Consider the following 11,333-nt stretch of genomic DNA (forward strand, 5'->3'; position numbering starts at 1 on the left):
ATTGCGAAGTGTGAGCTGGAACATCCGAGGGTAGTCGTCGGTTGCATCAGAAGGACGTACGCAGTCCTGAGCAGGAGGATCCAACTATTTACAAGATCAACGGCGATCGCGACATCGCTCGTCTACCCGAGTCCGTGCCCACCCCCGACGACCTCAGCGGCACCGCAGTGTTCGATGCGACCGGCGAGAACTCCACCATGCCGTCTTGGGACGAGCTCGTTCGCGAACACGGCGACCGCGTCTACCGACTCGCGTACCGCCTCTCCGGCAATGCCCAGGACGCCGAGGACCTGACTCAGGACACCTTCATCCGCGTGTTCCGCTCCCTGTCGAACTACCAGCCGGGAACGTTCGAGGGTTGGCTGCACCGCATCACGACCAACCTGTTCCTCGACATGGTTCGTCGCCGCAGCCGTATCCGCATGGAAGCACTGCCCGAGGACTACGACCGCGTTCCGTCGGACCGGCCCAACCCCGAGCAGATCTACCACGACGCTCGCCTCGACCCGGATCTGCAGTCTGCGCTCGATTCGCTGGCACCCGAGTTTCGCGCCGCAATCGTGTTGTGCGACATCGAAGGACTGTCGTACGAAGAGATCGGTGCGACACTGGGCGTCAAGCTCGGAACGGTTCGTAGTCGCATTCACCGTGGCCGTCACGCGCTACGGGAGTACCTTCGAGTGCACGGGAAGGTCGACTCGGGTCACGCAAGTGTCCACTAGCTACGAGGAGGGTTGGATGACGCAGGCACGCAAGCCTCGGCAATTCAGCTCCACCGAACATCTGGCCAGTGAAGCCGTCGCAGCCTACGTCGATGGTGAACTACGAATGCCCGCTCACCTCCGCGCCGCTCACCACCTCTCCGAATGCCCGGAATGCTCGGCCGAGGTCGAGGCGCAGCAGCAGGCGCGTCGAGCGCTCCGCGGAGCAGGCGAGATGTCGATGCCACATTCGCTCCTCGGTTTGCTGAGCCAGATTCCGTCCTGTGCAGGCGAAGACGGGCCCGCTCGATCCAAGCGGTCGTTCATGGCGTCCGTCGAGGCCGTGCGCCGTCGTCGACGCTGACCGCCGCGTTTTCTGCCCGACGAGTCCTCACCTGCATCGAGCTGCCCCGACCGCTCGAGTGATACTGAACTCTCACACCGACGTATGCGAGGGGTAACCGGACGCGTGACATCGAATTCGACCAGCACCGAGACCACAGGCACAGCAGACGAAGGTCCACGGTTGCCGCCGCGTCCGGTCCATCGACCCACCGTCGATCCGGTGTCGGCCTCGGTATTCGGACGTCCCGATGACGTCGGCGGTTCGTTCTCCCCACGTCGCCCCGACGAACAACTGCCTTCCCGGCTGTCGGTCCGGCCGCCGGACCCCGTCCTGGCCGAGGCCTTCGGACGTCCCGACGACGCCACCGAGTCACTGCAGCGCGACCCCGACGCCGCCGACGAGTCCGACGCCGGCCCCCAGGTTCCGGCCGATCCGTGGCGTGATCCCGCGTCCCGAGTGTCGCTGGGCGGCGCGGCCCTCGACTCCCCACCACCTCCTGTACTCCCTCCTGGAACCAAGCTCGGCGTGCGCGACGTCTTGTTCGGGCGATCGGTATCCGTGCGGGCGCTCGTCGTACTCGGTGTCCTTGCCCTCGTCATCGGGTTGGTCGGTGGACTGTTCGGCCGCCTGACCGCCGAAGTGACCGGCGCACTGACCAGCCAGAAAGTGACACTGACCCAGTCCAGTGGCGACGACGTCCCACGCGGCCAGATCAGCAAGGTGGCCGACGCGGTCCTGCCGTCGGTCGTCTCCATTCAGGTGACCCTCGGCGAGACCGGAGGCACCGGCTCGGGCGTCGTGATCGACGCCGACGAGGGCTACATCGTCACGAACAACCACGTGATCTCGCTCGCCGCATCCGACGAGGACAAGTCGACCCTCGAAGTCACCTTCTCCGACGGCACCAAAGTGCCAGGACGCATCGTCGGCCGCGACACCAAGACCGACCTCGCCGTGCTCAAGACCGACGTCGGCAACCTCACCGAGGCTCAGCTCGGACGCTCCGACGACGTCCGCGTCGGCCAGGACGTCATCGCCGTCGGGTCGCCGCTCGGCCTGAACAAGACGGTTACCTCGGGCATCGTCAGTGCTCTCGACCGCCCCGTCGCGCTGTCGGGGGAGGGCACCGACACCAACGCCGTCATCGACGCGGTTCAGACCGACGCAGCCATCAACCCGGGTAACTCCGGTGGCCCCCTCATCGACTTCGAAGGTCGCGTCATCGGCATCAACTCCGCCATCCGAAGCGAGAGCGGGGGATCGGTGGGACTGGGCTTCGCGATACCCGTCGACGAGGTCACCGAGGTGGCGCAGGCCCTGATTCGGGACGGCGTCATGCGGCACCCGGATTTCGGGATCAACGCGCGTTCGGTGATCAACGAAACCTCGGCCGGCGCAGAAGTCGCCAACGTCCGGGCCGGTGGGCCGGCCCAGCAAGCCGGAATCGTCGAAGGGGACGTCATCACCAAGGTCGGCGACCGCTCGGTGGGGGACGCGGACGAGCTCGTCGTCGCGGTGCAGGAAACCACGATCGGCCAGGCGGTGCCGGTGCAACTCGTCCGCTCCGGACGGCTGGTGGACCTGTCCGTCACGCCGGTTTCCGACTGACGACGTAGGCTGGCACCCGTGTTCGGCAACATCGGTTGGGGAGAGCTCGTCATTCTCCTCGTAGCAGCTCTGGTCATCCTCGGCCCGGATCGTCTCCCCGGTGCCATCAGCTGGGTGTCGAAGTCCCTCCGCCAGGTCAAGGACTACGCCAACGGCGCGAGCCAACAACTCAAGGACGAGCTCGGCACCGACTTCGAGGACCTGCGTAAGCCCCTCGCCGACCTCAACCAACTCCGCGGCATGACACCCCGAGCCGTGATCACCAAACACCTGCTCGACGGCGACGACTCGATCTTCAAAAATCCGCTGGACGACACCTTCAAAGGCAAGCCCTTCGACACCAAGCCCAAGAACATGGGCGGACCGACGCCGCAGAACGGCGTGTCCTCGGGCAGTACATCCGGGGGAGCCGTGTCGATGAGCAAGAACGAACCGAAACTCGCGGCGGGCGATACCCCGCCCATCGACGCGGACGCCACGTAGGCATAGCCCCAACCGGCCCGACGAACCACCCAGTCTGCAGGCTGCGCCCGCCCGACCGCTGCGCCCCCGTCGGATGAATGTGGGATTCAGTCGCTCTGAGTGCAACAAAGGCGCATTGATCCGCGGCGGGGCGGGCGGCGGGAGTGGGCGGGCCAGTGGCTAGAGCACCTTGTTCAGGAAGTCCTGGCTGCGTGGGTTCTGCGGGTTCCCGAACAGCTCGTCGGGTGTTCCCTCTTCGACGATGACGCCCTCGGCCATGAAGATCACTCGATCCGCGACTTCACGCGCGAAGCCCATTTCGTGGGTGACGACCACCATCGTCATGCCGCCCTTGGCGAGGTCGCGCAGTACCTGCAGAACTTCGCCGACCATTTCGGGGTCCAGGGCGCTGGTGGCTTCGTCGAACAGCATGATCGACGGGTTCATGGCCAGTGCCCGCGCGATGGCCACGCGTTGCTTTTGCCCACCGGAGAGGTTGGCGGGCTTGTAGTCGGCCCGCTCCGACAGGCCTACCTGTTCGAGCAGCTGCAGGGCCGCGTCCTTGGCCTGCGACTTCGTCATCTTCTTGGTTTCGACGGGTGCGAGCATGACGTTCTCGAGGGCTGTCATGTGCGGAAAGAGGTTGAAGTGCTGGAACACCATGCCGATGTTCTGGCGCACCTTGTCCAGGTCCACGTTCTTCGCCGTCAGGTCGGTTCCGTCGACGACGACCGATCCGGCGGTGATGTCTTCCAGCTTGTTCAGGCAGCGTAGGAACGTGCTCTTGCCGGAGCCGGACGGTCCGATCACGCAGACCACTTCACCGTTGGCGATCTCGGCGTCGATGCCCTTGAGAACCGTGTTGTCGCCGAACGCCTTCTGCAGGGCCTTGATCGAGATCTTCGTTCCCGGACCTTTGTCGACCGGCAGGTCCTTGGTCAGTTCGGTGCTCATTTGTTGATCCTCTTCTCGAGCCGGTTCGACAGCTTGGTGAGAGCCATGATGATGATGAAGTACAGGACGCCGACGATGAGCCACATGTTGAACGACTCGAAGTTGCGAGCGATGATCAGACGACCGGTCTGCGTCAGCTCGGCGAGGCCGATGACCGAGAGTAGCGACGTGTCCTTGAGTGTGATGACGAACTGATTGATGTACGACGGGATCATCGTGCGAATTGCCTGTGGCATCACCACTTTTCGCATCGACTTGAGGTAGCTGATGCCGAGGCTGCGCGACGCCTCCATCTGGCCCTTGTCGACGGCGAGGATGCCGCCGCGGACGATCTCGGCCATGTAAGCACCGGCGTTGAGCGAGAGTGTGATGATGCCTGCGGTGAACGCCGACATCTGAAAGTTCAGTGCCGCGGGTACGCCGAAGTAGATGAAGAATGCCTGCACCAGAAGTGGTGTGCCACGGAAGATGTCGACGTAGGTGGTTCCGATGCCGCGGAGCACGATGTTGGTCGAGACGCGGAACAGGCCGAAAATTCCGCCGAGTACCAACGCGATGGCGATGGAGATGACGGTCAGCACGATCGTGAGCCACAGACCCTTGAGCAGCAACTGCCAGCTGCTGGCGATCAGGCCGGGGATGGAGGTGTCGGCGGTGGACGCGTCGGCGTTGAGGTAGGTGTCGAGAATTTCGTCGTACTGGCCGTTGGCGCGCAGGTTTTCGAGGCCGGTGTTGAACTGGTCGAGCAACTGGGCGTTGGTGCCCTTGGCGACGGCGAATCCGTAACTGGCACCGGCTTCCTTCTCGGTGACCGTCTTGAAGCCGTTGCCCTGGGTGATGCCGTAGGCGAGCACCGGGTAGTCCTCGAAGGCCGCTGCGGAGTTTCCGGTGCGCACTTCCTCGAACATGGTCGCGGAGTCGTCGAAGCTGCGGATGGTGAAGCCGTACTGATCGGCGATCGACGTCGCGAACGTCGCACCCTCGGTGCCGTTCTTGACCGCGACCGACTTACCGCGCAGGTCTTCGTAGCCCTTGATCTCGTCGTTCGAATCCAGAATCGCCATCTGGACACCGGAATCGAAGTACGGATCGGAGAAGTCGAAGGTGGCCTTGCGCTCGTCGGTGATCGACATGCCGGCGATCATTCCGTTGAACTGGCCGCTGGTGACGCCCTGAAGTGCGGTGTCGAAACCGACCTGTTCGACGGTGTAGTCGAAGCCCTGGTCGACGGCGATGGCCGCGAGCAGGTCCATGTCGATTCCGACGAGTTTGCCTGTCTCGTCCTGGAATTCGAAGGGCGCGAACGTGGTGTCTGTCGCGATCGAGTAATTCTGGGCAGGCGGGGCAGGTTGTGCCGACGCCAGCCCGGGACCGAGTACGGATCCCAGCAGGGTCATCAGCAGTGCGATCAGTACCGGAACGACGACCGGCCTGACCCGATGCGGCTTCTTCATGAAGGCCACTCTCTATCGACAGTAGGATTGAAGGCAAATCATAAGGCTCCAACCCTGTCTCCCGCGTCGTTTGTCGGGTATAAGCGCCTGCCTTACAGTTTCCGGGTCGTGTCGATTCCCAGCGACATTCCCACCAGTCCGCGCTCGCGTACCGCAAGCTTTGCGGCGACCGACTCGAGTGCTTGTGCTGCAGGCGAATTCGGGTCGTTCAGTACAATCGGCGTGCCGGCGTCGCCGCCCTCGCGGACGGCGGTGTCGAGCGGAATCTGGCCCAGCAGAGGCACCTTTGCACCCACGGCCTTGGTGAGGCGATCCGATACGTCCTGTCCGCCACCGGATCCGAAAATATCCATGCGGGTACCGTCGGGCAGCTCGAGCCAAGACATGTTCTCCACGACGCCCGCGACGCGCTGACGCGTCTGCAGTGCGATCGCTCCGGCGCGCTCGGCGACCTCGGCAGCGGCTTGCTGAGGGGTGGTGACCACGAGGATCTCTGCGTTCGGAATCAGTTGTGCGACAGAGATTGCCACGTCGCCGGTGCCGGGCGGAAGATCGAGGAGGAGCACGTCCAGGTCGCCCCAGAACACGTCGGCGAGGAATTGCTGCAAGGCCCGGTGCAGCATGGGTCCGCGCCAGACGACCGGGGTGTTGCCCTCGGTGAACTGAGCGATCGAGATGAACTTCACGCCGTGCGCCTGCGGCGGCATGATCATCTTCTCCACCTGCGTGGGTCGCGCGTCGTTGCCGAGCATGCGGGGAACGGAATGGCCGTAGATGTCGGCGTCGAGCACACCCACCGACAGGCCGCGGGCGGAAAGGGACGCGGCAAGGTTGACCGTCACGCTGGACTTGCCCACGCCGCCCTTGCCCGACGCCACCGCGTACACGCGCGTCAGCGATCCGGGTTGCGCAAAGGGAATGACCGGCTCGGCGGAATCGCCGCGCAGGGACTTGCGCAGTGCGGTGCGTTGCTCGTCGTTCATCACGTCGAGTTCGACCGTCACGGTGCCGACTCCGGCGACGTCGGCGACGGCGTTCTTCACGCGATCGCTGATCTCGGTCTTCATCGGGCAACCGGAGGTCGTCAAGTAGATGCCGACGCCGACGGCTCCGTCGGGGGCGATGTCGATGCTCTTGACCATGCCGAGGTCGGTGATGGGTTTACGGATCTCGGGGTCGATGACCTTCGTCAGCGCGGTCCGAACGTCGGATTCGGTCAGTACAGCCATTGCTTCATGCTATGCGGTGCACCGAGTCCCGATGAACAGCAGGGCAGCTCGATCTAGTGCTGCGTTGAATTCAGTGAATCCGCGGCAGCTGGTCCGAGGAGGGCACGATGCCGGTGGCGTAACCGGCCGACCATGCGAGCACGTTCGCCACGTAGGCCATCGAATTGTTGTAGCGCAGGATTGCCCGGGTGGTCGAGGCCAGGTCGCGGGCGTTGGTGCCGTCGTCGCACAGGTACATGCCGGTGGCCAGGGCCGCGTCGTACAGGTTCTGTGGGTCGGAGACTCCGTCGCCGTTGCCGTCGGCGTGGTAGAGGTTCCACGTAGAGGGCAGGAACTGCATCGGGCCGACTGCGCGGTCGTACTGGGTGTCGCCGTCGAGCGCGCCGCCGTCGGTGTCGCGAATCACCTGATTGCCGGCGAGGGTGCCGTTGAGAACCGGTCCGAGAATGGGCTCGTGCAGTTCGCCCGAGTCGTCGACCTTGCCGTTGTTGGCGTGGGTGGATTCGACGCGGCCGATGCCGGCGATGACGGTCCAGCTGATGCCGCAGCCGGGCTGCTGCTGGGCCAGGATGCGTTCGGCGTTCTTGTATGCAGAGACGTTGACGACCGGGATCGCGATCGGGCTGACCGCAAGGTTGGTGGGCAGCTCGGGTGTGGGCGGGATCTCGGGAGCCGGGGCGGGCGCGGGGACCGGGGCGGGTGTCGGCAGCTCGGCCTGAGCCACCGGCTGCGCCTGCTGGTCCTGGGCGATCGCCTGCGGGGTCTCGACCACGGAGTTCGATTCCTGTGCGGCCGGGGCCGTCTTGGCGGTGACGAACGGGATGTATTCGGTGGCTCCGGCGCTGGTCGCGGCCGTGACGAGTCCTGCGGGGACGAGGCCTGCCAGAGCAATCACCGAGTTCCGTCGAACCTTGGAATTCGATGCTTTTCTGTGACGACCCACGCGCGCTGTACCTCCTGATTTCCCCGGATGATCTCCGGGGCCCGACCTGATGACCGGGATCGAGGGTACCTGATTCGAGACTGTTCCGTTATCGGGCCGTTACCAGGCGCGGAGCGGTGCGCGGTCTATTGCGGGTCGGTCTCGCCCGACGCGTCGTCGGCCAGGCGCGCGGCCGCTTTCTTGCGCGCCTTCTTCGGTGCGTTGGCGGGTTGACCCGTCGCTTGTTCCAGCAACGCCCTGATGTCGTCGAGTTCGCGGCGCAGATAGTCACGGGTGGCGACTTCACCGACGGCGATACGCAGAGCTGCGAGCTCCCGCGCGAGGAACTCGGTGTCGGCCTTGGTCTGCTGAGCCCGCGACCGATCCTCTTCGAGAGAGACGCGGTCGCGGTCGTCCTGCCGATTCTGGGCGAGCAGGATCAACGGCGCGGCGTACGCGGCCTGCGTCGAGAAGGCGAGGTTGAGCAGGATGAAGGGATACGGGTCCCACTGCAGATTGACGGCCACGACGTTGAGGAAGATCCAGACGATGACGATGCCGGTCTGAATCGCCAGATAGCGTCCGGTACCCAGGAACCTGGCGGCTTTCTCACCCGACTTACCGAGATCGAAGTCGAAGTTGACGTTGAACAGCCGCGAACCGCGCGGCGTGTCCATTCTCTGGCGTGCTGTTTCTTTCACTGTCCGGCCACTTCCTGATCTCGCCAGTCCTCGGGCAGCAGGTGATCGAGGACGTCGTCCACGGTCACGGCCCCGACCAGGTGGTCCTCGTCGTCGACCACCGGGCCGCAGACGAGGTTGTACGTCGCGAAGTACCGCGTCACCGCGGTCAGGCTGTCCTCGGGGGACAGCCGCGGGAGTGCGCTGTCCACGACTCCGCCCACCAGACTCGCCGGGGGTTCTCGCAACAGTTGCTGCAGGTGAACACAGCCCAGATATGGGCCGGTCGGTGTTGCGGTCGGCGGCCGCACCACGAACACGAGTGAGGCCAGCGCAGGCGTCAGGTCGGGGTTGCGTACCCGAGCGAGGGCCTCGGCCACCGTCGTCGACGCGGTGAGGATCACGGGCTCGGGCGTCATCAGACCGCCGGCGGTGTCGGGGGAGTGTTCGAGCAGGCGGCGGACCGGCGCGGAGTCCTCTGGATCCATCAGTCGCAGAAGCGATTCCGCTTCGGTCTCGGGTAGCTCGCCGAGGAGGTCGGCGGCGTCGTCGGGGTCCATGGCCTCGAGCACGTCGGCACCGCGGTCGACTCCGAGGTAGTGCATCAGCTCCACCTGATCGTCGTCGGGCAATTCCTGGACGACGTCGGCGAGGCGCTCGTCGTCCAACGCCCGCGCAACTTCCATGCGGCGCTTGACGGGCAGCTCGCGCATCGCATTCGCCACGTCGGCGGCGCGCAGGTCCTCGAACTGCATCAACAGCTGCGCCACACCCTGGTCGGGCATCGACAGTTCGTTCTGCGTGAGCCCCTGCACGTGCTGCCAGTCGACGACGTGGATGGCACCGCGTCGCGCAAGGCGTTGGCGCTGCTTACGCACCGCCACGCGTGCGACCTTCCAGTCTCGAGTTCGGGTGAGCTCGATGCCGAGATCGACGACGACGGAATCGGTGTCGTGCAACTCGTCGAGCTCGGGATCGTCGACGCGCACCTTGGAGTCGAGTATCTGCGCGAACACCAGAATCTCGTTCGCGCGCTGAGTGAATCGGCGCAGACTGACGTTTCCGGTGGTGAGCTGAACGGAGTTGGGCTCGATGCTGGTCACTCGCAGCATTGGGACGAAAATTCTTCGGCGCGTTGCCAATTCGACCACGAGTCCGAGGACTCGCGGCTGTGCCCTGCCCACGCGCATGGAGACCACCACGTCGCGCACTCGCCCGATCGATTCGCCGTCGGGGCCCAGGACGCCGAGGCCGGCGAGCCTGGCCGCGAATACCTTGCTCAGTGCTGCCATGATGGCAAGGTTAGAGGCAGGGCAATACAGCGGGTGAATCAGACAGGGGTAGTGCTTTCGATGGGTGCTTCGGGATTGCGTCGATCGGTACTGGCCGTTCCGGGCAGTTCGGACAAGATGATCGCCAAGGCCAAGGGCTTGCCTGCCGACGCGATCTTCCTCGATCTCGAGGACGCCGTCGCGCCGATCGCCAAGGTCGAGGCCCGCGCACGCATCGTCGACGCGTTGAACTCCGACGGTTGGGGCGATCAGCTCAAGGTCGTGCGCGTGAACGACTGGACGACGCAGTGGACGTACGGAGACGTCATCGACGTCGTCTCCGGGGCGGGTGGAAATCTCGACGCCATCCTGTTGCCGAAGGTCGAGTGCGCGGCGCACGTGCAGGCATTGGATCTTCTTCTCACGCAACTCGAGAAGAAGCACGGTCTCGACGTCGGGGCCATCGGCATCGAACCGCAGATCGAGAGCGCGCGCAGCCTGCGCAACATCGACGAGATCGCAACCGCGAGCCCCCGGGTGCAGACGTTGGTGTTCGGGCCGGCCGACCTGATGGCGAGCGTCAACATGCGCACCCTCGTCGTCGGGGAACAGCCGGTGGGATACGACACCGGCGACGCCTATCACCACATTCTGATGACGATCCTGCTGGCGGCTCGGACGCACGGATTGCAGGCAATCGACGGACCGTACCTGCAGATACGCGATCTCGATGCGTTTCGCCGGGCCGCGGGACGGACGGCCGGCCTCGGGTTCGACGGCAAGTGGGTGCTGCATCCGACGCAGATCGAGGCGGCCAACGAGATCTTCGCGCCACGACAGGACGATTACGACAAGGCCGAGCTGATTCTCGACGCGTACGAGTTCCACACCTCGGCGGCGGGCGGCGCTCGCGGTGCGGTGATGCTCGGCGACGAGATGATCGACGAGGCGAGCCGCAAGATGGCGCTGGTCGTCTCGGCGAAGGGCCGCGCGGCCGGTCTGACACGCACGACGACGTTCGAGCCGCCCACCTCCTGATCCACGCAGTGTTCGCGGACAGAACAATGGGTGTGACGGTGCCGGAGCGGAGCCTGCAGAAGCGACCGGAAAAGTCCGTTTCGGGGCACAATGGAGTCATGACCAATCCCCTCTCACAGCCGGGCCGCCCAGGGCAAGGACTGCCGACGCCGCCGTCCGGTTGGCCCATCGGTTCCTACCCCACCTACGCCGAGGCGCAGCGCGCCGTCGATTTCCTCTCCGACGAGGAATTCTCGGTACAGGACGTCACCATCGTCGGCGTCGATCTGATGCAGGTCGAACGCGTCCTCGGCCGCCTCACCTGGCCCAAAGTTATTGGTGGAGGCATTGTTTCGGGAGCGTGGCTCGGGGTTTTCCTCGGCCTGGTCCTCGGCATCTTCAGCGAGAACATCTTCGGAGCTCTGCTCATCGGCGTCGGCGGCGGCATCATCTTCGGTTTGATCTCGGCGTCCATTCCGTACGCGGCCACCAAGGGGCAGCGCGATTTCGCGTCGAGCATGCAGTTGGTCGCCGGACGTTACGACGTCATCTGCGAGCCTCGGACGGCGGAGAAAGCACGGGACCTGCTCGCCAAACTGTCGATTTGATCACAACGGTTGGACGACCAGGCAACCGACAGGTAACGGAATAGCCCCAAATCGCCCTCGAGGCCAGTGAGTTCGGTTACG

General features: G+C 64.7%; 12 protein-coding genes. 6 read left to right on the forward strand and 6 right to left on the reverse strand.

Annotated elements, in window-relative coordinates:
- Positions 1 to 95 precede the first annotated feature (95 nt).
- From sigE to tatB, 4 genes are all read left to right on the forward strand, one after another.
- Entirely contained in the window at positions 96 to 722 is a 627-nt protein-coding gene (gene sigE / locus RFA01S_RS24130; protein WP_045840779.1) for an RNA polymerase sigma factor SigE, read from the forward strand.
- Positions 723 to 738: 16 nt separating this feature from the next.
- The gene (locus tag RFA01S_RS24135) at positions 739 to 1,065 is read left to right on the forward strand and encodes a hypothetical protein (protein ID WP_032365497.1); all 327 of its coding nucleotides are present in this window, start codon (positions 739 to 741) and stop codon (positions 1,063 to 1,065) included.
- A gap of 84 nt (positions 1,066 to 1,149) precedes the next feature.
- On the forward strand, positions 1,150 to 2,655 hold the full coding sequence (locus RFA01S_RS24140; protein WP_032406318.1) for a S1C family serine protease: 1,506 nt from the start codon (positions 1,150 to 1,152) through the stop codon (positions 2,653 to 2,655).
- An 18-nt stretch (positions 2,656 to 2,673) separates the two neighbouring features.
- Positions 2,674 to 3,138: a Sec-independent protein translocase protein TatB gene (gene tatB, locus RFA01S_RS24145; RefSeq protein ID WP_032406319.1), complete on the forward strand. Its 465-nt coding sequence runs from the start codon at positions 2,674 to 2,676 to the stop codon at positions 3,136 to 3,138.
- Positions 3,139 to 3,297: 159 nt separating this feature from the next.
- On the opposite strand, the gene RFA01S_RS24150 is transcribed toward tatB, so the two are convergent.
- From RFA01S_RS24150 to RFA01S_RS24175, 6 genes are all read right to left on the reverse strand, one after another.
- Complete coding sequence (locus RFA01S_RS24150) at positions 3,298 to 4,071, reverse strand: amino acid ABC transporter ATP-binding protein (protein ID WP_032406320.1); 774 nt, start codon at positions 4,069 to 4,071, stop codon at positions 3,298 to 3,300.
- The gene (locus tag RFA01S_RS24155; RefSeq protein WP_032369630.1) at positions 4,068 to 5,525 is read right to left on the reverse strand and encodes an amino acid ABC transporter substrate-binding protein/permease; all 1,458 of its coding nucleotides are present in this window, start codon (positions 5,523 to 5,525) and stop codon (positions 4,068 to 4,070) included. The genes RFA01S_RS24150 and RFA01S_RS24155 overlap by 4 nt, the downstream gene beginning before the upstream one ends.
- Before the next feature lie 92 nt (positions 5,526 to 5,617).
- Positions 5,618 to 6,754 (reverse strand): Mrp/NBP35 family ATP-binding protein, encoded by a 1,137-nt coding sequence (locus RFA01S_RS24160; RefSeq protein WP_032406321.1) that lies wholly within the window; start codon positions 6,752 to 6,754, stop codon positions 5,618 to 5,620.
- Between the two features lie 70 nt (positions 6,755 to 6,824).
- Positions 6,825 to 7,697, reverse strand: a complete 873-nt coding sequence (locus RFA01S_RS24165; RefSeq protein WP_032365384.1) for a lytic transglycosylase domain-containing protein — start codon at positions 7,695 to 7,697, stop codon at positions 6,825 to 6,827.
- A 125-nt stretch (positions 7,698 to 7,822) separates the two neighbouring features.
- Complete coding sequence (locus tag RFA01S_RS24170) at positions 7,823 to 8,353, reverse strand: DUF1003 domain-containing protein (protein ID WP_045840756.1); 531 nt, start codon at positions 8,351 to 8,353, stop codon at positions 7,823 to 7,825.
- A 20-nt stretch (positions 8,354 to 8,373) separates the two neighbouring features.
- On the reverse strand, positions 8,374 to 9,648 hold the full coding sequence (locus RFA01S_RS24175) for a magnesium transporter MgtE N-terminal domain-containing protein (RefSeq protein WP_027498042.1): 1,275 nt from the start codon (positions 9,646 to 9,648) through the stop codon (positions 8,374 to 8,376).
- Positions 9,649 to 9,708: 60 nt separating this feature from the next.
- Here RFA01S_RS24175 and RFA01S_RS24180 point away from each other — a divergent pair, with 60 nt between their 5' ends.
- A complete protein-coding gene (locus tag RFA01S_RS24180) occupies positions 9,709 to 10,665 on the forward strand; it encodes an HpcH/HpaI aldolase/citrate lyase family protein (protein WP_032406322.1) in 957 nt (318 codons plus the stop codon).
- A gap of 98 nt (positions 10,666 to 10,763) precedes the next feature.
- Positions 10,764 to 11,252, forward strand: coding sequence for a YflT domain-containing protein (locus tag RFA01S_RS24185; protein ID WP_027498040.1), 489 nt, complete (start codon positions 10,764 to 10,766; stop codon positions 11,250 to 11,252).
- Positions 11,253 to 11,333 lie beyond the last annotated feature (81 nt).

This window comes from Rhodococcoides fascians NBRC 12155 = LMG 3623 (genome assembly GCF_001894785.1).
GTDB lineage: Bacteria > Actinomycetota > Actinomycetes > Mycobacteriales > Mycobacteriaceae > Rhodococcoides > Rhodococcoides fascians.

Excerpts from the sequence above, each read along its gene's own strand:
- RFA01S_RS24135 (WP_032365497.1), top strand. The coding sequence starts at position 739 with ATGACGCAGGCACGCAAGCCTCGGCAATTCAGCTCCACCGAACATCTG.
- RFA01S_RS24150 (WP_032406320.1), bottom strand. The coding sequence starts at position 4,071 with ATGAGCACCGAACTGACCAAGGACCTGCCGGTCGACAAAGGTCCGGGA.
- RFA01S_RS24140 (WP_032406318.1), top strand. The coding sequence starts at position 1,150 with ATGCGAGGGGTAACCGGACGCGTGACATCGAATTCGACCAGCACCGAG.
- RFA01S_RS24175 (WP_027498042.1), bottom strand. The coding sequence starts at position 9,648 with ATGGCAGCACTGAGCAAGGTATTCGCGGCCAGGCTCGCCGGCCTCGGC.
- RFA01S_RS24180 (WP_032406322.1), top strand. The coding sequence starts at position 9,709 with ATGGGTGCTTCGGGATTGCGTCGATCGGTACTGGCCGTTCCGGGCAGT.
- RFA01S_RS24170 (WP_045840756.1), bottom strand. The coding sequence starts at position 8,353 with ATGGACACGCCGCGCGGTTCGCGGCTGTTCAACGTCAACTTCGACTTC.
- RFA01S_RS24155 (WP_032369630.1), bottom strand. The coding sequence starts at position 5,525 with ATGAAGAAGCCGCATCGGGTCAGGCCGGTCGTCGTTCCGGTACTGATC.
- RFA01S_RS24185 (WP_027498040.1), top strand. The coding sequence starts at position 10,764 with ATGACCAATCCCCTCTCACAGCCGGGCCGCCCAGGGCAAGGACTGCCG.
- RFA01S_RS24160 (WP_032406321.1), bottom strand. The coding sequence starts at position 6,754 with ATGGCTGTACTGACCGAATCCGACGTTCGGACCGCGCTGACGAAGGTC.